Genomic DNA, 21,731 nt, shown 5'->3' on the forward strand with positions numbered 1-21,731 from the left:
GCGTTGTTCCTTTCGATGACAATTGAGTTTCAATCGAAAGTATAGATAACGTGATGATTCTCGCCAGATTCCTTTGTTTGATTTGAAGTTAAGGTTCTATATTGAAATTGGCGATTACCAAGATGCGTTGGTTTTGCTGATACACATATCTGGGTATTTACGTTGATAGCGCGGCAACATCGACTCATTACCCAAGATGCCGCCTTGATGGATATAGATGATGGTTTTAGTGGGGTTGTCTTCTTGCCATTGCTCTAGGCATTGCCACATCAATGGGTCATACAGCAGGTCAAATTCAATGTCTGTTTGCTCTTGTAGCCTCAACCAAGTCTGATAGTCCTGCTGATATAGCTTACCAAAGTGGTGCTTGGTTTTGAGTGGTAAAATCTGCGGGTGATCGGTTTCACCAAGTTCATTGAACTGTTGCGTTAGGTAGTCATTACCACCAACACACGCACAGGTTAAAACCGGGATGTTGTGTAACTTTAAGTACTTATGAAGATACAGCGCTGTGCTGCCTGTACCTGCGGGCAGTGCAACCACAAAATCGTGTTTATTTTCGAAGCGAGTCCAGCTGAGTATCTCCATAGCCAGTTGTTTTACGCCATATTCAGAAAGCTGAGAACGTCCACCTTCTGGTAACACAATGCACTGAGAGTCAGGCTGTCTTACTTGCTCGATATATTGTTGTGGATGAAGTTCAGAACCTGTCTCTTTTACTGAGATCACCTTAGCGCCGAGGTCGATGGCGCCACGGTAATTTCCGATTGGGCGCTCTTGCAACCATTGAGGCAGGTGATCGACGTAAAATTCCATCGTCCAGCCTTTGATTTTTGCAAGTGCTGCGAGCGAGAACAAGGAGTTAGCTTGAGCGGACCCATAGCTTATTAGAGTGGTGGTGTTTGGGTGATCGTCTTCCAGTAGCTTCATGAATTTTCTGGCTTTATTGCCGCAAAAGTGGGAGTGAAGCTGATCGTCTCGCTTTAAAAAAAAGGTGTGATCGTTGTATTGATGCTGAGTTACAGGGCTATTATTTAGTTTCATCGCACTTAGACAAAATGCTGACTCAAGAGCCAGCATTTTCAAATCAAATAGGACTACCGAGTATCTAGTAGCTAGCCAGTGCTGTAAACCAACTAAATCAACTTTTCATCGGATATTGCCCTCAGAGTGACGAGTTTATTAGACTCTGATCTTGTTGGTGTTTATATAGGTTAAGCTGAATCTGTCTGAAAGATGATTTGGGCGCTACATCCGCCACAGTTGCGATTCTCTAATTCAAAACTCCACTGAAAGCGCTGGCATAAGTCATCGACAATCAATAGACCTAATCCATGACCATTCGGATTGTATTGTTCCTGAAGACCTTCACCTTGGTCTTCAATCACAATACTGTCTTGAGACAGAGTAACCGTAACAGTGCCACTGTTGGTCGCTGCAATCGCATTCCTCAATAAGTTGCCAACCAACATGTTCATTATCGCGCTGGTGGCTTGAATGATTGGCTCTGACTGGACGAGCACGGATATTTCGACATCTTTCTCATCCGCCTGTAACGCATTTTTTGAAACGATGGCCTCTAATTCTTGCTGGCTGAAAAGGCGTAGTGGCGCATCGTCACTGTTTCGTTCATAACGCACTAGGCCAAGCAAGGCATCGACCATCTCCGACATCTGAACAATAGCTTCATCAATACGCTCAATCTGACGAGACTGAAACTCGGTTGTTTCGCTTCTTAATAGTAACTTATTCGCACCTCGAGCAACCGTTAGTGGCGTTCTTAACTCATGACTTGAGTACCGAGCAAAGGCTTGTTCTCGCTTGACCAAGGAATTGATTTCTCGACGATACTGATTCAGTTGATCTGTTAGCTGACGAAATTCAATTGCCGCATCATCACTCACACCAAACTCTTCATTGAGGTTGAGCTTATTTGACTCAAGCTGCTCAGATAGAGAGTTGAAAGGTTCAATCAGTCGTTTTGACAGTCGATAGAGCAGAGCACCAAAGCTAAAAATTAAGATTGAAAGCAACGTGAGCACAAAGGCGGTCGCGTACACCAGTTCGGAAATAGCAAATTCAACACGGTCTATTTCGGAAAGTAGGATGATTGGGTGGGTTTTCCCTTTGTCAGAATACTCGCCTACATAGACCATTCGTGACTCTGGCTCTTCGCCGATCTCTCCGAGAAAGCTCTCTTTATTTGCAATGAGTTTATAATATTCGGGAGGTACGAATGACAGGTTGTTATAGGCGACGGTCAGGTCATCAATTCTTAGCTCACCACTTTCTCCTGCTTGGAATAATCCGATGGCGTAATTGCGGTCAATCAGGATGCGTCTTTCACCTACTCGGTCTTCAGACATGTAGAGCGCGGCAACAAAAACGACATAGACGAACGCAGACACAATCACGGCCATTAGTCCAAAGAAAACGGCTAAGCGACCGGTTAAGGTTTTGGTACTGGTAAGCACATTTAAAATCAATTTGATGACTCCAAGCGGAATCCTATTTTAGGAACCGTAATCAACATCTGGCTGTCAAAAGGCTTGTCGAGTTGATTTCGTAATTGATATATATGACTGCGTAACACATCATTGTTGGGTTCGTCTTCTTCCCATAATTTGTAGGAAATATCTTCACGCGTAACCACTTCAGGCGCATTTTGGCAAAGCATCTCTAGTATGGTGTAAGTGGTTGGGTTTAGCGCGAGAAGTTTATCTTTACGGTAGGCTTTACGCGTTTTTTGGTCGATGGTGAGTTCATCAAACTGAAGATTAGAGGATGCCACTTTTCCGCGGTAACGACGAATAAGTGCATTCATTCTCGCTTCTAATATATCAAAATCAAAAGGCTTAGTTAGGTAATCGTCAGCACCATGCTCAAAGCCTTTCAACATATCTTCGCGGCTATCTAGCGCCGTCAGCATCAAAATAGGCGTTGTGTTGCCTTGGTCTCGTAGTTTATTACAAACCGTTAAGCCGTCCATTCGTGGCAACATAAGATCCAATATGATGATATCAAATGAGTTTTCCAATGCGAGCTGCAGGCCAAGCTCACCGTTGTCCGCATAATCGAGTTCCATGCCAATACACTCAAAATAATCAAATAAGACACCTGCGATTTCACGATTATCTTCGACTAATAGAACTCGTTTCATTTTGATTCTCATACAGAAATAGACGCTAACATTATCCTGATTGAGCGTGAAAAATATGTCAACAACATAACTTTCACTTATGGGGAGGTAGATTGGATTCAGATAAAAAATAGAAGAACATATTATGTCCGAACTTCATATTAGCCGACCTAAAGTCTCCACAGCGCGGATCAATCCCGCTATCTCATTATCTATCATTGTGCCTTTTTACGATGAACAAGAGGTTTTAGAAGAGTTTCACTCTCGCCTCACTAAGGTGCTAGATAGCTTATCTATCACCAGTGAGATTATTTATGTTGACGATGGCAGCAAAGATCACAGCTTGGATTTGGTGAGCTCATTCACTTCAATTAATAGCTCAATTTCTGTTATTGGTTTAAGTCGCAACTTTGGTAAAGAGTCAGCCATGAGCGCAGGCCTCGAGCATTGTCGTGGACAAGCTGTGATCTTGTTAGACGCTGACTTACAAGATCCCCCCGAGCTTATCCCGCAAATGATCGCTAAGTGGCGCGAAGGTTATGACGTGATCAACATGCAGCGCAGCCAACGTGATGGTGAAACATGGTTCAAGAAATTTTCAGCGGCAAGCTTTTACAAAGTCATGAACCTGGCTGCGAAGATAGATGTCCCTGAAAATGTCGGCGATTTTAGACTGTTAAGCCGAGAAGTTGTCGACCATATCAATCAATTACCGGAACGTAACCGTTACATGAAAGGCATATTTTCATGGCCGGGTTTTAGACAAGCGACACTCCAATTTAAGCGTGACGCTCGTTTCTGTGGTGAGACCAAGTGGAATTACCTCAAACTCATTGGATTGGCGATGGATGGCATTACCTCGTTCTCGATTCGGCCACTGCGTATTGCGACGGCCATGGGTGGTTTAGTGGCTTTTAGTGCCTTCGTGTATGGCATTTTTATCGTGTTCAAAACCATGATGTTCGGTGAGCCTATCACGGGTTACCCGTCAATGATGGTCGTTCAACTTGCCCTTGGTGGCATCCAACTTTTAAGTATTGGTTTGATGGGTGAGTACATAGGTCGGATTTTCATAGAAACCAAGAATCGGCCTCTGTATCTGATCCAATCAGTCGTCGATACACCCGCATTGAAAACACATTTTAAATTAGAGGAGTCAGCATGAGCCTGAACAGAACGCACCTATGGTATTTGCTGGCTTTTGCATTGGTTTTAAGGCTCTTATCTTTGGCGAGTTACCCATTAATGGACACCACTGAAGCGCGCTACGGAGAAATGGCACGCTTGATGGTGGAAACGGGGAACTGGTTAACTCCTCAGTTTGATTATGGCGTTCCTTTTTGGGGTAAACCGCCGTTGTTTACATGGATGAGTGCAGCGGGGATTGAGCTGTTTGGTTTGAGTGAATTTGCGGTGCGTGCGCCACATTGGCTAGCAGGCTTTGTGACGATTCTATTGGTCGCGTATATGGCGAAGCGCACGGGGCAAAGTGCCTTAGTGGCGGCTGTTGTATTAGCGACGTGCGGTATTTTTTCTATCGCGGCGGGTGCCGTGATGACTGACATGGCGTTGACCTTAGCTATGACAATCGCCATGTTAGGCTTTTACTTATGCTGGCAAGCTGAAGGAAGTGTTAAGACGAACAGAAACTGGGGGTACATCGGTTTTATTGGCTTAGCTCTGGGGTTACTTGCAAAAGGACCCGTTGCGATTGTGATCATGGGGATTGCCGTTTTCCCTTGGTTAATCTTACAGCATGGCTTCTTTGGCGCTTTTAAAGTGTTGTGGCAACGCTTTCCACTGCTGTCGGGCTTAGGTGTGATGCTGGCGATTGCCTTGCCTTGGTACATGATGGCTGAAATGGCAACGCCGGGATTTATTGATTACTTCATCGTAGGCGAGCACTTTAACCGTTTTGTTGTGAGCGGTTGGGAAGGGGATCTTTACGGATCTGCTCATGATGAAACCAGAGGTATGATTTGGGTGTTCTGGATTCAAGCCGCTGCGCCTTGGTCGATTGTGTTGCCTATTTTGGCTATCGCCCGTCGTAAGAAAATCTTAGAAGTTAACGCCGAAAATCGCGGGTTGTTTTCATTTCTTGTTTGTTGGTTGATTTCACCACTGATTCTTTTCACTATGGCGGGTAATATTCTTCCAGCTTATGTGCTCCCAGGTATCCCAGCGCTTGGCCTGTTGATTGCTATACTCGTAGTGGAAAAAGATAAAAAGTGGTTCTCAAGCGTGGCTTTGGTTCTGCCTGTATTGCTGATGATTGCGATGGTATACCTGAACCTAGGTAAAGCGAATGAGAAGAGTGACCGTATTATCTTTGAACAGATTACAGATTCTGCGCCAAGCTTTTATGTGGGTAAACGACCATTCTCTGGGCAGTTTTATAGTCATGGGCAAGCGAAAAAGCTTCTTGATATCGAGCAGCTAAATGGCATCGATAAGTTCTATTTGATCGGCCATAAAGCGGAAGTAGAAACTAAGATTAAAGAGAACGCGTTAACGTGCATTCTGGAACCGACGGTCAAGATTAAGCGTGCTCTGTTCAGCTGTCATAACCTCAGTATCACACCTAATTTTTCGTTGAGTCATATTCAAAGTGAAAATGATGTTCAACGTTAACTCAAGGCTACGAATGTTCAACGATAAGATTCAGACACACAGCCAAAGGCTTCAATCTCATCACAAGCTGATTAGATTTGCTGTGGTTGGTGTTGTTGGGTTTGTTGTTGATTGCTTAGTGTTTGCATTGCTGCATTACGTTATTGGACTGCCTTTAATGACTGCGCGAATTGGCTCCTTCATTGCTGCTGCAACGACAACCTGGTTTGGCAATCGAGTGCTGACCTTTGAGTTCAAAGGGCTAGGTCACTGGAGTGACAAGTTGATTCAGTGGCAAAAGTTTATGTTTTCCGCATCGATATCTGCGATACCTAATTTACTGTGCTTTAAGCTGATGACGGAAGTGCTCCCTATATTTATAGGAGCTGTTTTTATCGCAATGGCAGTGGGAACTCTGGTCGGAATGGTCACCAATTACCTATTTAGTCAGTATTGGGTGTTTACGCGTTAGACTCCCTTGTAATCACACAACCAAGTGAAAACTTTGATTAGTCATTAATAGCAGACACAAAAAAGCGCAGCTAAATAGCTGCGCTTTGTGTCTTTACCATAGCGAAGTCAATGGGCTCGCTATATTAACGTTGTGCTGCGCGTTGGCGATTCTTTCCGTTAGCCGCAGGTTTACCACCTTGACCATTGCCCGCTTTGCTGCGGTTTGGCTTGCCATTTCCGCCGCCATTGCCTTGCGATTGCTGGCTAGCAGGGGCTTTTTTGATGAAGCCAGTTGCTGGTTTATTACCATTACCGTTCTGCTTTCCGTTGCCCTGATTGCCGTTGCTTTGGCTACCTGTTGGCTTCTTACCACCCGGTTTAGGCTTATTGCTACCTGGTTTATTGCCACCTGGCTTAGAATGGTTACGTGGGCTTTCGCCGCCAAGGCCCGGTTGAGACTTACTGTGTTTAGTCGCAAAGCGCTGTGAACCGTGACGGCCAGATTTACGACGCTGTGCCGGTGTCTGAGCTTCAAAATCTTCTTCTGGGACTAGACAGTTTGCTTTGTCACCAATTAGGTGCTTTTTACCCATGCTTATCAGCGCTTCACGGATGATCTTCCAGTTTTCCGGATCATGGTAACGAAGCAATGCTTTATGCAGACGACGTTGACGATCGCCTTTAGGCACTGGAACATCTTCACGCTTTTTATATTTCACGCGTTTCAGAGGGTTAGTCTCTGAGTAGTACATCGACGTTGCATTACACATTGGCGATGGGTAGAAGTTCTGTACTTGGTCACACTCGTAGTTGTGCTTTTTCAGCCACATAGCAAGGTTAAGCATGTCTTCATCTTCTGTACCCGGGTGAGCTGAGATGAAGTAAGGAATTAGGTACTGTTTCTTACCGGCTTCAGCGCTGTACTTCTCGAACATCTCTTTGAAACGATCGTACGTGCCCATACCTGGTTTCATCATCAGATCCAGTGGGCCTTTTTCAGTATGCTCTGGAGCAATCTTTAAGTAACCACCAACGTGGTGAGTCACAAGCTCACGAACGTATTCTGGAGATTCAATCGCGAGGTCGTAACGAACACCAGAAGCGATCATGATCTTCTTAACGCCCGGTACTTTTCTCGCTGAGCGGTACAGGTCGATCGTGTGTTTATGATCGGTGTTTAATTTGTCACAAATCTTAGGGAATACACATGAAGGTCGACGGCACGTTGCTTCTGCTTTAGGGATCGAACAACCTAAGCGATACATGTTTGCGGTTGGACCACCAAGATCAGAAATTGTACCGGTGAATCCTGGCACTTTCTCTTTGATGTCCTCAATCTCTTCTAAAATCGATTCTTTCGAACGGTTTTGAATGATACGACCTTCGTGCTCTGTGATTGAACAGAATGAGCACCCACCAAAACAACCACGCATGATGTTAATTGATGTTTTGATCATGTCGTACGCAGGAATTTTCGCTTTGCCGTACATAGGGTGCGGAACTCGAGCGTAAGGTAGGCCAAATACGTAGTCCATCTCTTCTGTTGCAAGAGGGATTGGTGCTTGGTTCACCCATAACTCACGGTCGCCATGGCGCTGGATAAGTGCGCGTCCTGAGTGTGGGTTCGTTTCTAGGTGTAAAATACGGCTAGCATGAGCGTACAAAATACGGTCATTGTTTAGCTTTTCAAACGCAGGTATACGAATAGCGGTTGTTTTTGAATCGTGGCGAGATGGACGAATGACGATTGGTTCTGCTTTTGGCTCCTCGTCTTTCTTTGTCTCACACTGCGTTTCAATTTCGTATGGGTTAACCGGAACATACGCTTTATTCGGTTTTTCAATACGAGAAGAGTCAATGATCTTGAAACCTTCGGGTGCCGCTGGCAAGTTAATTGCGGTACCACGAATGTTAGTTAGATTTTTGATCTCTTCACCATCAGCAAGGCGGTGTGCGACTTCAACCAGTGCGCGCTCAGCGTTACCGAATAGAAGAATGTCTGCTTTTGCATCAAACAGTACAGAGCGACGAACTTTATCAGACCAGTAATCGTAGTGCGCAACGCGACGCAAGCTCGCTTCAATACCACCAAGAACAATTGGTGTGCCTTTGTAGGCTTCACGACAACGTTGAGAATAAATCAGAGTTGCACGGTCAGGACGCTTACCACCTTCGTTATTTGGCGTATAAGCATCATCGTGACGCAATTTGCGATCAGAGGTGTAGCGGTTGATCATGGAGTCCATGTTACCCGCTGTAATGCCGAAGAATAGGTTAGGTTTACCTAGCTTCATGAAGGCATCTTTATTGTCCCACTTTGGTTGCGCAATAATGCCCACGCGGAAACCCTGAGCTTCAAGAAGGCGGCCAATGATAGCCATACCAAAGCTCGGGTGATCGACATAAGCGTCACCAGTTACAATAATAATGTCACAGCTATCCCATCCAAGAGCATCCATCTCCTTTCTACTGGTAGGCAAAAAGGGTGCAGTTCCGTAGCACTCGGCCCAGTATTTTTTGTGTTCGTGAATAGGAGTGATATCGCTGTACATATTTCAACCTCTGATTTTTGAGGCGGGAATTATAGCGACATGAGACTAGACTAGCCAGTAGAACATGCCCCTGTTAGTTTTGATGTCTTTCGTCATTTTGACCATACAACTGACAAAAGAGCCATACAACAGCATAGTTGAAGCCTCGAATAACGTTGCTAATTTGTGATTTTGATTAGTGTTCGCACCAGTTTTTGATATTATTCGCGAAAATAAGTCTGAAGAAGTAGATCCACAATGGTCGAAACGTTATTAGTACAATTTGCTCCTATGCTATTAGGAGCCCAACTGATCTTAACCCTCATCTTAGTGAAAGGGGATATTTGCCCGGGACAACGTGGCCGCATTCACAAGATGTTGCCTGCGATTGGCGTGCTTTGGCTTGCTGTTGCCTCATTAAGAATTGAAGCCTTTCTGGTCGTGTTCGCGATCTTTTATTTCTACTCTCAAGTTCAAACCAAGAAGACTCGAGATTCTGGCCCTATTTGGGTGATGTACTTAGCTAGTGGTTTAGCGCTGTCATACGTTGCTATTCAAGCGACGGAACAAGTAACCACTGTCGGTATTATTACTACTTTATTATTAGTGGCCTTATTGGGGGCTGCGTTTGGTCATTTACTACTGACGATTGCAAGAACGCGCTTACAGGCGTTTCACCGTGTTCTGCCCGTTGTGGGCGTATTAACCGGCATGCTGGTGGTTTTGGCGACGGTCATCAATGTTTACTCTCTGTCTGAAGCTCAATTAGAGCCAATGATTTCAACTCTGCTGTTTAGCTTTGCTTTGCTAATCTCAGCTATCGTGGTGTGGTGTTGGCATTTGTTGTTCGTTAAAACCCCAGAAAAGCTTCAGCTAACGATTTCACTGTTGATGTTATTGGCGGCGGCTGTTGGTTTAATGCCAGTTTGGGCGCTTTAGTCGTGCACTTTCATTCATTACGTACGCTCATTAATCATGTACTTTCATTTATCAGTAACTCTCATTAAGAAGTGTGATCAGTTTTTTAGCATGGCGTTGGTAAGCGTTCTAAACTTAATTCTAGTCGGTGTGTTCGTAAGGAGTACGAGATGGATTTAAGCAACGTCAAAGGTTTCGATAGCATTATCTTGCTTGGAATCGTGAATGAAAAACTTCGCCTAGAGTGCGATAGCTTTGAAGAGCTGATCAGTATGTATGAAATGGATATAGAAAGTGTCGTGGGCAAGCTTGATATGTTGGGCTATCAATACGACCCATTGACTAATCAGTTCAAGTCTTACCCAAGATAAGCTCACAATGAGAGTTTCTTCTATCGCGAATTAATACTCATTGCCTGTTGTCGGTCTTGGTAATAAAAAAGTCACAGATAATCTGTGACTTTTTTGTTTCTGGCGCATACATATCAGGTTCAACGCATGCATAAATTAACCCAACAACGAGTCTCTTAAACAACCTCAATCCCATCTAGGTGGCTCTTACTCTGTTGCCTTGCCGTACTAAAGAAAGCCTGCAGATAACGTTTGTCTTTCTCAGAGTTTCTTACCGCTGCAAACAGTCTTCTTGAAAGCCCTTTACCTAACGGTTTGCTGGCTATCAAGCCTTGTCTCGAGAACTCACTGATTGCCCAGTTTGGTAACGCAGCAACCCCAAGTCCTGCCGACACCATTTGCACCAGCATCAATGTGTTGTCTGCTTGTTTCCATTTCTTTGGTTCAACGCCTGCGGGTTGCAAAAAGTGCTTCACTACATCGAGGCGCTGTTTTTGAACCGGGTAAGAGAGCATGGTGATATCGCTAAGATCTTGCGGTTCGATGCTCTGTTTTTCTGCCAAAGGTGAGTTGATTGCGGTGATCAAACGCATCTCAAAATCAAAGAGTGGTTCGTAGTGAACCTCTGAACGCGGCTGAATGTCTGAGGTGATCACTAAGTCGAGTTCGCCAGCCATGAGTGCGGGTAGGGGTTCGAAGCCAAACCCTGATGAGAAATCAAGGGTTACACTTGGCCAAGCAACTTGGTACTCCTTCAAAGCGGGCATTAACCATTGGAAGCATGAGTGACACTCGATCGCCATGTGCAATCGACCATTCACATCTTCTTTTAGGCTTGCGAGTTCGTTTTCAGCTTTGGCGATTTGTGGCTGTATCTCATCAGCCAGTTTTAACAAGATTTCGCCTTCCGAGGTAAATTTAACCGGCCTTGTTTTACGCAAAAAAAGCTGACCGCCAATACGGGCCTCAAGGTCTTTCAACTGGTGAGAAAGTGCCGACTGCGTCAGATGAAGAGAAGTTGCGGTCGCCGTCAGCGAGCCGCTATCTCTCAAGGTGGTCAATGTTCGAAGGTGTTTAAGCTCTATCATGAGTATTCCTCATATTCCCTAAGCCAATTCAATATTTCTTAATAATCACCCTACGGTGTTTTCTTTCGTTTGTAAACGTCTAGATGTCCAGATGGATTTGATAAATTAGCGACTAGATTATTAAAGATGAAAATTATTAATAAACAAGATGAATATTTGGACCTTGTTCATCGAACAGATTGGGTAGATAGTTTAGCCATCCAGACGCCTTTGTGAGAGAGCAAAATCACCAAAGGTAGCCTGACCGGAAATTAAAATTATCGAATAAGGAACAGACTCATGACGACAACAACGCATATTCTTGGCTACCCACGTATCGGTGAAAAACGCGAACTCAAATTTACACTAGAGAAATACTGGCGTGGTGAGATTGACCAATCAGAACTTAAGCAGCTCGGTAGCGAGCTAAGAAATCGTAACTGGAATGTACAAGCTGAGGCGAATCTAAGCTTTGCAACTGCGGGTGACTTCGCATGGTATGACCATGTACTAACTACGACTCTACTTCTAGGCCACGTTCCCAAGCGCCATGCTGGTGGCTCTGAAGATGAAAAAGCCTTTCCTGATTTAGATACCTTATTCCGTGTCGGTCGCGGCCAGTCTCAAGTTCAATCTACTTGCTGCGGTCGTACGCATACTGCTAATGATGGCACTAAAGACAGTACAGCTGCGTCTGATATGACCAAGTGGTTCAACACTAACTACCACTACATTGTGCCTGAATTCAGTAAAGATGATTCATTCGAAGTAAGTTGGCCGCAGCTGTTTGACGAAGTGAGTGAAGCGATTAAAGCCGGGCATAAGGTGAAGCCAGTTCTATTAGGCCCTCTGTCTTACTTATACTTAGGCAAAGAAGTAGAAGAGGGCTTTGACCGCTTATCTTTACTTCCGCGCCTTCTTACCGCTTACCAAGCGATTCTGGCAAAGCTATCCAAGTTGGGTGTTGAGTGGGTTCAAATCGATGAACCTATCCTTTCTCTGGAACTTGAAAAAACATGGGCAGATGCATTCAAACTGGCGTATCAAGTGATTCAAGGCGATGTGAAACTATTGCTTACCACTTACTTTGATTCGGTAACAGACACGTTAGACAAAATCGTAGAACTGCCTGTCAACGGTTTACACATCGACTTGGCTGCAGCACCGCAGCAACTCAATGAAGTGGTGAACAAGCTACCACAAGACTGGGTGCTTTCGGCAGGCGCAATCAATGGACGCAATGTGTGGCGAGCTGACTTAGCCGCGCAGCTTGAGTTACTGCAACCTGTGAAAGACAAGCTAGGAGATAAGCTTTGGATCGCAAGTTCATGTTCATTGCTGCATAGCCCTGTTGATTTGGAGTTAGAAGAAACGCTCAGCGAAGAAGTGAAAAGTTGGTTTGCCTTCGCAAAACAGAAAGTGACCGAGGTGAGCTTGTTGGGGGCGGCGTTAGACGGCGATCAAAATGCCATTTTAGCGTGTGAGACTTACAGCCAACCTATTGTTGCTCGTAAGAGCGCGACTCATGTAAACAAGCCGCAAGTTCAGGCTCGACTCAATACCATTACCAAAGCACTGGCAGAGCGAAGTGCTCCATACGCAGAGCGCGCAGCGCATCAGTCTGAAGTTCTCGGGTTACCGCTGTTACCAACGACAACCATTGGTTCGTTCCCACAGACAGGGGAGATTCGTCTTCAGCGTAGTGCTTACCGAACTGGTAAACTGAATGAAGCGGAATACACAACCGCATTGAAAGGCCACATCGCAGATGCCGTTAAACGACAAGAAGCGCTAGATTTGGATGTACTTGTGCATGGTGAAGCCGAGCGTAACGACATGGTGGAGTACTTTGCAGAAAACCTAGCAGGCTTCCAAACCACTAAGTTTGGTTGGGTACAAAGCTATGGCTCTCGTTGCGTGAAACCGGCGATTGTGGTTGCGGATATTGAGCGTGAAAAACCGATGACAGTAGAATGGTCGACTTATGCTCAATCTCTAACTTCAAAGCAGATGAAAGGCATGTTGACTGGGCCTGTGACAATTCTGTGTTGGACGTTCCCGCGTGAAGATATCTCGCGTAAAGAGATCACCAACCAGCTGGCATTTGCTTTGCGTGATGAGGTATCTGATTTACAAGACGCTGGCATCAATATTATCCAAATCGATGAACCTGCTATTCGCGAAGGTTTACCTCTGAAAAAACGTGACCATGCAGAATACTTAGAGTGGGCAGTGGATGCCTTTAAGATTTCAGCGGCGAGCGCTAAACCGGAAACTCAGATTCATACTCACATGTGTTACAGCGAATTCAATGAGATCATTGATTCAGTGGCGGCGCTAGATGCCGATGTGATTACCATTGAGACTTCTCGCTCGAACATGGAGCTACTGAAAGCGTTTGAAGACTTTAACTATCCGAATGCGATCGGCCCCGGTGTCTATGACATTCACTCGCCAAACATCCCTTCAGAAGAGTGGATAGTTGATTTACTCAAGAAAGCGGCAGAGAAAATTCCGGCAGAACGTTTGTGGGCAAACCCTGATTGTGGGTTGAAGACGCGTAACTGGGCTGAGACAGAAGCGGCACTCACTAATTTAGTTTCGGCGACGAAGACACTGCGTAAAGAGTGGGAATCAGCTGAGGCATAATTCAGTCTAAGATTTGATTGATTGGTCAATCCACGATGAACCACAAAAAAGGCCTCGCATTTACGAGGCCTTCTAGTTTTATACTTGTTCGAATCTCGAATCTCGAATCTCGAATCTCGAATCTAGCTGCTCTGACACGTCTCTTTGCTGATCAGCTTTTCAACCATCAGTTGCCCGCGCGTATTGCGAATCTTGATGTTGTAAGCTAAGCCCATATCAAGGTTAGCTCTTACTTCAGAGTTGGTGCAGTAGCTATTTACACTCATATCTACAACTTGGTTTAAAGGCTTAGCACCTTTGGCATCTTGGTTGTAGATCATCATGATTTCGACGACAGTATTTTTTGCGAGCACACGCATGATGGACAGAGGCCCATACTCAATAGGCAAGCCAGCTGAAAGTACACCGGCTCGATGGTGAGCCATCATCTCTAACTGTCTTTGTTTGTCTTGTTCACTTGATGAGCTACAGCCTGCGAGTAGGGCAATAGCCAGTGACCCAATAATCCATTTTTTCACGTTAAAATACTTTCTTGAATGGTTTAACAATCACATTCTGGTAGACACCAGCATCAATGTACGGGTCTGCGTCTGCCCATGCTTGTGCATCTTCTAAAGAATTAAACTCAGCAATTACAGTAGAACCTGTGAACCCCGCTTCACCAGGGTTATCTGAATCAATGGCTGGCATTGGACCTGCTGTTAACAGTCGGCCTTCGTCGTGAAGTGTTTGTAGGCGTTCTAGATGTTGTGGGCGAACACTTAGGCGTTTTTCTAATGAGTTTTCGACGTCTTGAGAAAAAATCACGTACCACATGTTGAGATATCCTTATTTTACTTCACTAAATTGAGGGCGTTTTAATTCGCTATCTTGCTAATTTACGCGAACTAATCGGTATTGGAAGAGCCAATGATAAGAAATTGTGAATTGGTGCGAGAGGATTGTATGGTCGTTAGGGCGTGTTGACCTTTCGTGGTTAAATTTTGTTCGAGATAAAAGCGTTTTAATCGCGGCGAGGGGGAAGTCGCCTAGTCATTCTAAGCAAATCTCCCTCAACAAAGAGTAAAACGCTTTTAGCCGAACCCTTCGGGCAGCGTTTGCTGGTCATTTCTACTACGTTATCGGCTTCTCATGTAGGCTAGCTACACATCGACGCCTCTGCCTTGTATAAATACCCAGCAACTCGCTGCAAAAATCAGCTCGAAAGATCAACGCGCCCTAGTAATTTCATTTATACAAACTAAAGACCATCGATACCACACGCTTAATAAAGGTGCTATTTGTTGATTTGGCGAGGCTTACCACTTTCATCAACGGCAACGTAGTTGAATGTCGCGCCACAAACTTTGTAACGATCTCCGATACCATGATCAAGTACAGGCTTAACCCATACTTCTAGATCGATATTCATCGAGCTACGACCAATCTTAGTACAGTCACCATAAACACACACCACATCGCCCACTGAAACAGGCTGTTTGAACTCGATACTCGATACTGAAACAGTGACTATCTTGCCGTTAGAGATCTCTTTCGCCAGTATGCCGCCAGCAAGGTCAAGCTGAGACATTATCCAACCACCGAATATTTGCCCTGCCGCATTGGTATCAGAAGGCATCGCTAAAGTGCGAAGAAGTAAAGAACCAATCGGGTTCAAAGTTGATTGAATAGTCATTGTCGTACTCTTAATGGTATTGATTGTTTTATATAAAAATAGATGTGTTTACGAGACTCGCGGCGGTCGAATTTTTAATGTCGCCACCGAACACAAATAATCAGTGGCCCATGATCTCGAGTATCATTGGCCAATCGCATATTGATAATAATTGTATCAAATAGGGGATGAGGACTCATCCCTAAGAGTTATTTCTCGTCGGTATTTTTACCTGAGAGCTCTTGTTGCTTATCGTCTTGTGTTTCTTGATCTTTTGACGGAAGCGTGTCTTTTGGTAAATGTTTATAGATATAAACGCCCGTTAGCAAGGTAAATGCAAAGGTTGCGATGAGAAGGCCAAACACTTTGAAGTTAACCCACACATCCAACGGTAGGCTGAAAGCAACGTAAACGTTGAGAATGGCACATAGAATAAAGAACAGAGTCCATGCCCAGTTGATCTTGCCCCATACCGCTTCAGGAAGAGAGATCTCTTTACCCAACATGCCTTTAATCGCTGATTTGCCCATTAGGTGACTGACAGTCAGGCCGATCGCGAACAATGCATAAACGATGGTTACTTTCCATTTTATGAAGTTGTCATCATGCAAAAAGATGGTCATGCCACCAAATACGGCAACCATTAGAAAGGTGATGACCTGCATTTTTTCGACTTTCTTGTAGATGAAATAAGTCAAAATAATTTGAACCGCAGAGGCAACGATCAAAGCACCGGTCGCGGTATAGATGTCGTACATCTTATAAAGCGCAAAGAAAATAATGAGAGGAATGAAATCAAGGATTTGCTTCATGAGACACTGACTATCCAGTTAGTTGAGTTGCAGACAGTCTAACCAAAACTGTCTCGATGCTAAATAGCCCGAGACAATTGGGTGCTAATTAATTACATCTAACCGTTTTGGCGAATCTGACCGCTTATCGAATTTAACCCATTAAAGAATTGAAGCGCTTAATCGAGTTCAAGATCGTTATCGCATTGATGTGGTTTGGTAGCGAGGTATTAGCTTCTTGATATCTTCAAGGTAACCTTCGCTCTTTAAACTGTCCAAAGTGTTCTCGAGTTCTTGCTCGCTCATGGCGAAACAAGTTGATTTTCCGGTCGTTAGGTCGAGATACTCGTGGTATTCACGCTCTGTGAAGTGGCCTATTCTGTCCATTAAAAGAGTTTTAATGCCATGGTGAATCAAGCCGTAATACGTATGTCTTTGTAAGGTCATAGCCTATCCTCCGTAACAAGCTGCAGTGAAACTAGTGCAACTTGCTGTATATTGGTTGGGTTATCTATGACAAAGCAATTCGAATGCCATTTATTCCCTCGGAGTAGAACTTCTAACTCAAAAAAACAATCAATTGTATTTTCAATTAGTTAAAAGGCAGCCCGTTCTATTTTCACTAAAACAATACGTACCAATCGAAGAATAGTTTTATTTTGAGAATGAATTTTCGGCATCATTTTAGGAATGACGAGATTCTCATTTTGAAATCAGTTAATCGATAAGCCAATCGACTAAGGTTGATAGCGAGGCATTCTGACGGTTCTTGGGTTGTAATAGGAAGTATCCATTCCCAGAAAAGACACTACCTTCACTCACTTTCACCAATCTACCCAAATCGATATCTTGCTTGGCCAGCGTGATATCGCCGATCGCTATTCCAAACCCTTGAATGGCCGCATTCATGGCCTGATCAAGCGTGGCGAATTGCTGGTTGTTCTTACTTGAAAGATCATGGCTGCCGATGTGTTCTAACCAAAGTCGCCAGTCACTTTGTTCATTGTTGGCGTGCAACCAAGTGTATCGAGCAAGCTTGTGTGGCTTGATGATGCTCGACGCCTCTTTGACAAGATGACTCTGCATAATGCTTTGCGCTTGGCAAACGGGCGCTAGCTGCTCGTTAAACAATAATTGGCTGATAATCGATTGCTGGTTTGGCTTCTTACCATAGGTAATTACGGCGTCAAACGGGTCAAAGCTAGGTTCAAAAACGTGCTTAATGGTCGATGTGAGCTCGACATCAATTTCAGGGTAGGCTTGCTGAAAAGACATCAACTTGGGTAGCAGCCAAGAGGTAATACAGCTGGGCGCGTTGAGTTTGATCTTAGAGGGAGAACTTGCGACTTGATTGAGAGCCGATTGCAGTTGATTAATCGTTCCTTGTATCAGAGGAACCAGTTCTTCGCCTTTAGGCGTTAATGACAAACCACGAGCATGGCGATAGAAGAGATCACAACCAAGGTTTTCTTCAAACGACAATACCTGACGACTCACTGCGCCTTGCGTAACATTGAGCTCATGTGCCGCTCGTGTAAAGTTGAGATGCCTCGCCGTCGACAAGAACGCGAGCAAGGTTTTGGTTGAAGGAAGTGTGCGATTCATATCTATACCCATGATTTTTTATCATGGCTATTATGCGATTATTTCGATTCATTTACCAACAGTGTTCTGTTTGAATGTAAATACTTAGTCATCATTTGTGATTTAATATGTTTATATGCTGTATTTTTTGAATATGAACGCAATGGTGAATGCATTATGATTTTGTGAAAGGGATAGCTTCTTGACATCTTTTATTGATAGCTTAGTACCTCAGGCTGTAAAAAAATTAATACCTTATCAATCGGCAAGAAGAATTGGTGGTGATGGACGTGTCTGGCTAAACGCCAATGAATTGGAAAGCTCGTTGTTTCAAGGAGAAGCGAGTCACAATCGATACCCAGACTTCTTACCACAAGATATTGCTAAGGCTTACCAAGGTTACTGTGGCACTGATGCCGCGACGGTTGCTGTCCGTGGTGCAGATGAAGCGATTGATTTGCTGATTAGAACATTCTGTAAGCCGGCGAGCGACAACATACTTATCTGTTCTCCAACGTATGCTATGTATGAGTTTTGCGCCGATGCATTGGCGATAAATACCTTGGACTCCCAATTGCAGGAAGACTTCAGCCTTAACGTCGCTGATATAGTGAATAAAGCGGAATTGGCTAATATCGTGTTTCTTTGCTCACCAAACAACCCTACGGGCAACGTGATTCCAAAAGCTGAGCTCATTGAGGTACTGGAAGGAACGGTGGGTAAATCGCTAGTCGTGGTCGATGAAGCGTATATTGAATTTGAACCTCAAACATCGGCTGTGAACCTTATTGAGCGTTATCCGCATCTAGTCGTGATTCGTACTTTATCTAAAGCGTTTGGACTAGCGGCTGTACGCTGTGGCTTTATCTTGGCTAGCCCCAACGTGATGCAATACGTATCTAAGTTGATTCCTCCATACCCAATGCCAGATTGTTCTTCTCAGATTGTGTTAGAAGCGTTATCTGATGAGCGTATTGCGGTGATGAAACAGGCGACCGCTAAACTGGTGGAGATTCGTAATCAGTTTGCAGCTTCGTTAACCCAGTTCGACTTCATTGAACATGTTTATCCGTCATCGACCAACTTTATTTTGCTGCGTCAAAAATCGGGGCATGAACTGTTTAGCGTATTGACGAAAGATGGCATTGTGACCAGAAATCAGAGCCATGAGCCTGCTTTGCGTAATTGCGTGCGCATCAGTATTGGTAGCCAAGAGAGTATGGCGGAAGTGATAGCGTCACTTTCACGCTACCAAACCGAATTAGAAAAGAATCAACAAGACAAACAAATTCAACAATCTCAACATAAAGAAACTCAATCTCAACTCGATAAAAATCATATCTAGGATGGCAATGATGAAAAAGATAATACTAGGACTCGCTTGTGCAGCTGCTTTACTTGGTACCACAGTACAGGCGAAAGAAATCCGTCTAGCGTCAGACTTTACCTATCCGCCATTCAACTACAAAAACAGCGAAGGTAAACCGGTTGGATTTGATATTGAGATAGCAGACGCCTTGTGTGAGCAAGCGAAGTTGGATTGTACTTGGGTATCACAAAGCTGGGATTCGTTGATTCCAAGTCTATTGGCGAGAAAGTCAGATGTGATCATGGCGTCAATGCGTATCACCGAAGAGCGTAAGCGCAAGATTTTGTTTACTGATAAGTACTACCAAACCCCAGCTGTGTTTGTTGCTGCCAAAAGCGCGAAGTTCAGCGTTGATGAAAAAGGCTTAGCAGGCAAAACCATTGGTGTTCAGCAAGGCACGATTCACGACCGTTACGTCACTGATAAGTTTGGCGATATCGTAGACATCAAGCGTTACACAGGACAAGACGAAGTCTACCTTGATATGCAGAATGGTCGTTTAGATTTAACGTTTGGCAACTCGGATCAATTGTCACTCGCTTTCTTAGACAAGAAAGAAGGAGAGGGCTTTGAATTTAAAGGTAAAGCGGTAACAGACAAAACCTACATTGGTGAGGGTACGGCTTTAGCACTAAGAAAGCAGGATTCAAAGCTGGCGAAAAAATTCAATGCTGCGATTGAAGAGATCAGAGCAAACGGTACCTACGACAAGATTGCCTCTAAGTACTTCACTTTTGATATCTATGGCAGCGATTTGTAGTCGACTTAGAGTCAAAATCGAACACTGAGAAATCCGAGGGCTGTGAGGCTCTCGGATTTTTATTAGCTCCACAGGACTATTCCTTAGGTGCTTGGGTCTATACGCGTATGGGTGATTGGGTATTTAAGTGCGCAGTTACAGACGTACAAAAAAAGCCACTCTAATGAGTGGCTTGGGGCAGGACTTTAAGGCAGTGTCTTGCGATTAATCGTATTCGATGACTGGATTAGTATATTTTATTCCAATCAGAAAGAGTCACATCGCTATTGTCGTAATTGATAGCTTCTGCAGTAACCTTAGATATTTCATCTAACAGTTGAATGTCTTCTGCATCTGTTACTGTGATAGGGGCAATAACTTCTGAGTTGTCACCTTGTTTGTGTATTGCGTAGGAATCATTGGTTAAAGTTGCTTTAACTTCCAGAGATGAATAGACGTTATTTTGATACAGTGATTTTGAAAGAGAAAATTCGCCAACTAGGTTTGTTGCTTTTAGTTGGTCTGCGCTGAATTTAATTCCTTTAATCCCATCATGATAATAACGACCATGGATCAACGAGTCTTCGAATTTGAAAGCATCAATATACAAAGATGAAACTGTATCGGGAGTCTTTGCTTGGTAGTTTACTTGAACAAAAAACTCGGCTTCTTTTGAATCTTCGCTCACAAAGCCAGGGATTAACTTACCACCGGATTCCACCGCACTTGAAGCGACTGAAATTGCGCCGTGACCTAACTCTAATTTGCTCTCAACTTTAAATTTCTCGTTATCACTATTGCAGTCCTGACATACTACGTTGACAAATTTTGAATACGCTTGCGCAGGATCTGAGGAATCTTTTTTAACTTGAGCACGTCTAAACAGGCCTGTCCCTGGAGTGTCGTCACTTGATGTTTGATAGAAAGTAAAAGACTCATATTGTTCTTCAGGTTCATCAGTAAAGTTATAACTGTTTTCAAGAATGTAGACTAACTCGCCACCACTATTACCTACGCTAGAGCTGTAAGCAATAATTTCGGAAGGGATAGAAGATTCAAACTCAGTTTTTGTTGTGTCTTTAGTTAATTTTGTTGCCCAGTCACTTGGGTCTTGGCATACCCCTTTCTGAGCAAAATAGATAATAGAGACCGGTAATGTGGAAATACCGTTCGTTGAGCCGTATTGATCGATAACGTAATCAATACCCGGCCAATTTTTTGCTTCTATGTTTTCGGCAATACAAAAATCCATCACCTCTTTATCGACACCTTGCGTCTTAGGATTTTTCTTCAAGTAGTCAACGACAAAGCCGACTTCTTGAGATGCGTCGATCAACTCTTGTCTTGTTTCCAGTGGCAGTTGAGTGTTCTGGGAGCCCGTAGTCAAAGAAGTCAGCAACGCAGTTGGGGATGTTTTTAATTGCTTAACATTTGTTGCGTCCATATACAGTGCAGCAGAGTCAAAAAATGAGGCTTTAAGCTTAGTTGTAATCATCTCATCTACGCTATCACGCATGTTCTTGCCGACTTCATGTGCACCATTGTAGTGGGCGTTAACGATAGATGAAGAGAATAGGCTTATACAAATGGTTGAAGCTAAAACTGTTTTTTTCATAATACTAATCCTTCAAGATCTATTGTTTAACTTGACTGAATTTAGTCGGTGTAGAAATAGATAGGCTCGTCTTTCCGACAGGCAAGTTCATAATCGTGTCAACGCCCTCAGAGCTAAGCTTTTTGGATTGCAAATCAACCTTGCCCAGTTTTTGATCTAGAGTAGATTTAGTCGCAGTCACTTGTTGGGTCTTAGGCTTTGAAGTGGTTGTTGATTTATTAGAACTATCCCCTCCACAACCGATTAATGCTATGGGTAATAT

Annotated in this window: 20 protein-coding genes; 8 read left to right on the top strand and 12 right to left on the bottom strand. The window is 44.0% G+C overall.

Annotation, left to right across the window (positions count from 1 at the left end; all coding sequences use genetic code 11):
• Window positions 1-114 precede the first annotated feature (114 nt).
• From OCV44_RS05775 to OCV44_RS05785, 3 genes are all read right to left on the bottom strand, one after another.
• Window positions 115-1,044, bottom strand: a complete 930-nt coding sequence (locus OCV44_RS05775) for a pyridoxal-phosphate dependent enzyme (RefSeq protein WP_139684686.1) — start codon at window positions 1,042-1,044, stop codon at window positions 115-117.
• A gap of 170 nt (window positions 1,045-1,214) precedes the next feature.
• Window positions 1,215-2,486: a sensor histidine kinase gene (locus tag OCV44_RS05780; RefSeq protein WP_139684685.1), complete on the bottom strand. Its 1,272-nt coding sequence runs from the start codon at window positions 2,484-2,486 to the stop codon at window positions 1,215-1,217.
• Window positions 2,483-3,160, bottom strand: coding sequence for a response regulator transcription factor (locus tag OCV44_RS05785; protein ID WP_139684684.1), 678 nt, complete (start codon window positions 3,158-3,160; stop codon window positions 2,483-2,485). Before OCV44_RS05785 ends, OCV44_RS05780 begins: the two co-directional genes overlap by 4 nt.
• Window positions 3,161-3,284: 124 nt before the next feature.
• On the opposite strand from OCV44_RS05785, the gene OCV44_RS05790 reads away from it, so the two are divergent.
• From OCV44_RS05790 to OCV44_RS05800, 3 genes are read left to right on the top strand one after another with little or no spacing between them, the layout of a single operon-like run.
• On the top strand, window positions 3,285-4,304 hold the full coding sequence (locus OCV44_RS05790) for a glycosyltransferase family 2 protein (protein WP_139684683.1): 1,020 nt from the start codon (window positions 3,285-3,287) through the stop codon (window positions 4,302-4,304).
• A complete protein-coding gene (locus OCV44_RS05795) occupies window positions 4,301-5,770 on the top strand; it encodes an ArnT family glycosyltransferase (RefSeq protein ID WP_139684682.1) in 1,470 nt (489 codons plus the stop codon). The genes OCV44_RS05790 and OCV44_RS05795 overlap by 4 nt, the downstream gene beginning before the upstream one ends.
• Complete coding sequence (locus OCV44_RS05800) at window positions 5,757-6,221, top strand: GtrA family protein (protein WP_139684681.1); 465 nt, start codon at window positions 5,757-5,759, stop codon at window positions 6,219-6,221. The genes OCV44_RS05795 and OCV44_RS05800 overlap by 14 nt, the downstream gene beginning before the upstream one ends.
• A gap of 124 nt (window positions 6,222-6,345) precedes the next feature.
• Here the strand turns inward: OCV44_RS05800 and OCV44_RS05805 are convergent, their stop codons facing one another.
• Window positions 6,346-8,661, bottom strand: coding sequence for a YgiQ family radical SAM protein (locus OCV44_RS05805; RefSeq protein ID WP_261900932.1), 2,316 nt, complete (start codon window positions 8,659-8,661; stop codon window positions 6,346-6,348).
• Between the two features lie 330 nt (window positions 8,662-8,991).
• On the opposite strand from OCV44_RS05805, the gene OCV44_RS05810 reads away from it, so the two are divergent.
• Both OCV44_RS05810 and OCV44_RS05815 read left to right on the top strand, forming a co-directional pair.
• Entirely contained in the window at window positions 8,992-9,672 is a 681-nt protein-coding gene (locus OCV44_RS05810) for a hypothetical protein (RefSeq protein WP_139684679.1), read from the top strand.
• Between the two features lie 149 nt (window positions 9,673-9,821).
• On the top strand, window positions 9,822-10,022 hold the full coding sequence (locus tag OCV44_RS05815; RefSeq protein ID WP_004736508.1) for a DUF4250 domain-containing protein: 201 nt from the start codon (window positions 9,822-9,824) through the stop codon (window positions 10,020-10,022).
• A gap of 155 nt (window positions 10,023-10,177) precedes the next feature.
• On the opposite strand, the gene OCV44_RS05820 is transcribed toward OCV44_RS05815, so the two are convergent.
• A complete protein-coding gene (locus tag OCV44_RS05820) occupies window positions 10,178-11,089 on the bottom strand; it encodes a LysR substrate-binding domain-containing protein (RefSeq protein WP_102250059.1) in 912 nt (303 codons plus the stop codon).
• A 279-nt stretch (window positions 11,090-11,368) separates the two neighbouring features.
• On the opposite strand from OCV44_RS05820, the gene metE reads away from it, so the two are divergent.
• On the top strand, window positions 11,369-13,717 hold the full coding sequence (gene metE / locus OCV44_RS05825; RefSeq protein WP_139684678.1) for a 5-methyltetrahydropteroyltriglutamate--homocysteine S-methyltransferase: 2,349 nt from the start codon (window positions 11,369-11,371) through the stop codon (window positions 13,715-13,717).
• A 122-nt stretch (window positions 13,718-13,839) separates the two neighbouring features.
• Here metE and gspS2 read toward each other — a convergent pair whose 3' ends face one another.
• The 6 genes from gspS2 to OCV44_RS05855 form a co-directional block, all read right to left on the bottom strand.
• Complete coding sequence (gene gspS2 / locus OCV44_RS05830; protein WP_086049157.1) at window positions 13,840-14,235, bottom strand: GspS/AspS pilotin family protein; 396 nt, start codon at window positions 14,233-14,235, stop codon at window positions 13,840-13,842.
• Window position 14,236: 1 nt separating this feature from the next.
• On the bottom strand, window positions 14,237-14,533 hold the full coding sequence (locus OCV44_RS05835; protein ID WP_004741234.1) for a YciI family protein: 297 nt from the start codon (window positions 14,531-14,533) through the stop codon (window positions 14,237-14,239).
• Between the two features lie 460 nt (window positions 14,534-14,993).
• On the bottom strand, window positions 14,994-15,392 hold the full coding sequence (gene yciA / locus OCV44_RS05840; protein ID WP_086049158.1) for an acyl-CoA thioester hydrolase YciA: 399 nt from the start codon (window positions 15,390-15,392) through the stop codon (window positions 14,994-14,996).
• Between the two features lie 188 nt (window positions 15,393-15,580).
• Entirely contained in the window at window positions 15,581-16,183 is a 603-nt protein-coding gene (locus tag OCV44_RS05845; protein ID WP_139684677.1) for a septation protein A, read from the bottom strand.
• Window positions 16,184-16,360: 177 nt separating this feature from the next.
• On the bottom strand, window positions 16,361-16,609 hold the full coding sequence (locus OCV44_RS05850) for a hypothetical protein (protein ID WP_004736516.1): 249 nt from the start codon (window positions 16,607-16,609) through the stop codon (window positions 16,361-16,363).
• Between the two features lie 270 nt (window positions 16,610-16,879).
• Window positions 16,880-17,767 (bottom strand): LysR substrate-binding domain-containing protein, encoded by an 888-nt coding sequence (locus OCV44_RS05855; RefSeq protein WP_139684676.1) that lies wholly within the window; start codon window positions 17,765-17,767, stop codon window positions 16,880-16,882.
• 181 nt (window positions 17,768-17,948) lie between these two features.
• Between OCV44_RS05855 and hisC the strand changes: the two genes are divergently transcribed.
• Window positions 17,949-19,091, top strand: a complete 1,143-nt coding sequence (gene hisC / locus OCV44_RS05860) for a histidinol-phosphate transaminase (RefSeq protein ID WP_139684675.1) — start codon at window positions 17,949-17,951, stop codon at window positions 19,089-19,091.
• Between the two features lie 10 nt (window positions 19,092-19,101).
• Complete coding sequence (locus OCV44_RS05865) at window positions 19,102-19,875, top strand: ABC transporter substrate-binding protein (RefSeq protein WP_139684674.1); 774 nt, start codon at window positions 19,102-19,104, stop codon at window positions 19,873-19,875.
• A 226-nt stretch (window positions 19,876-20,101) separates the two neighbouring features.
• On the opposite strand, the gene OCV44_RS05870 is transcribed toward OCV44_RS05865, so the two are convergent.
• The gene (locus OCV44_RS05870; protein ID WP_139684673.1) at window positions 20,102-21,469 is read right to left on the bottom strand and encodes a hypothetical protein; all 1,368 of its coding nucleotides are present in this window, start codon (window positions 21,467-21,469) and stop codon (window positions 20,102-20,104) included.
• Between the last annotated feature and the right edge of the window lie 262 nt (window positions 21,470-21,731).

Origin of the sequence: Vibrio tasmaniensis, assembly GCF_024347635.1 — a bacterium.
Lineage (GTDB): Bacteria > Pseudomonadota > Gammaproteobacteria > Enterobacterales > Vibrionaceae > Vibrio > Vibrio tasmaniensis.

Coding starts and splice junctions, on each gene's coding strand:
- OCV44_RS05775 (WP_139684686.1), bottom strand. CDS start 1,044: ATGAAACTAAATAATAGCCCTGTAACTCAGCATCAATACAACGATCAC.
- OCV44_RS05785 (WP_139684684.1), bottom strand. CDS start 3,160: ATGAAACGAGTTCTATTAGTCGAAGATAATCGTGAAATCGCAGGTGTC.
- OCV44_RS05790 (WP_139684683.1), top strand. CDS start 3,285: ATGTCCGAACTTCATATTAGCCGACCTAAAGTCTCCACAGCGCGGATC.
- OCV44_RS05795 (WP_139684682.1), top strand. CDS start 4,301: ATGAGCCTGAACAGAACGCACCTATGGTATTTGCTGGCTTTTGCATTG.
- OCV44_RS05800 (WP_139684681.1), top strand. CDS start 5,757: ATGTTCAACGTTAACTCAAGGCTACGAATGTTCAACGATAAGATTCAG.
- OCV44_RS05805 (WP_261900932.1), bottom strand. CDS start 8,661: ATGGATGCTCTTGGATGGGATAGCTGTGACATTATTATTGTAACTGGT.
- OCV44_RS05810 (WP_139684679.1), top strand. CDS start 8,992: ATGGTCGAAACGTTATTAGTACAATTTGCTCCTATGCTATTAGGAGCC.
- OCV44_RS05815 (WP_004736508.1), top strand. CDS start 9,822: ATGGATTTAAGCAACGTCAAAGGTTTCGATAGCATTATCTTGCTTGGA.
- OCV44_RS05820 (WP_102250059.1), bottom strand. CDS start 11,089: ATGATAGAGCTTAAACACCTTCGAACATTGACCACCTTGAGAGATAGC.
- metE (WP_139684678.1), top strand. CDS start 11,369: ATGACGACAACAACGCATATTCTTGGCTACCCACGTATCGGTGAAAAA.
- OCV44_RS05835 (WP_004741234.1), bottom strand. CDS start 14,533: ATGTGGTACGTGATTTTTTCTCAAGACGTCGAAAACTCATTAGAAAAA.
- yciA (WP_086049158.1), bottom strand. CDS start 15,392: ATGACTATTCAATCAACTTTGAACCCGATTGGTTCTTTACTTCTTCGC.
- OCV44_RS05845 (WP_139684677.1), bottom strand. CDS start 16,183: ATGAAGCAAATCCTTGATTTCATTCCTCTCATTATTTTCTTTGCGCTT.
- OCV44_RS05850 (WP_004736516.1), bottom strand. CDS start 16,609: ATGACCTTACAAAGACATACGTATTACGGCTTGATTCACCATGGCATT.
- OCV44_RS05855 (WP_139684676.1), bottom strand. CDS start 17,767: ATGAATCGCACACTTCCTTCAACCAAAACCTTGCTCGCGTTCTTGTCG.
- OCV44_RS05865 (WP_139684674.1), top strand. CDS start 19,102: ATGAAAAAGATAATACTAGGACTCGCTTGTGCAGCTGCTTTACTTGGT.
- OCV44_RS05870 (WP_139684673.1), bottom strand. CDS start 21,469: ATGAAAAAAACAGTTTTAGCTTCAACCATTTGTATAAGCCTATTCTCT.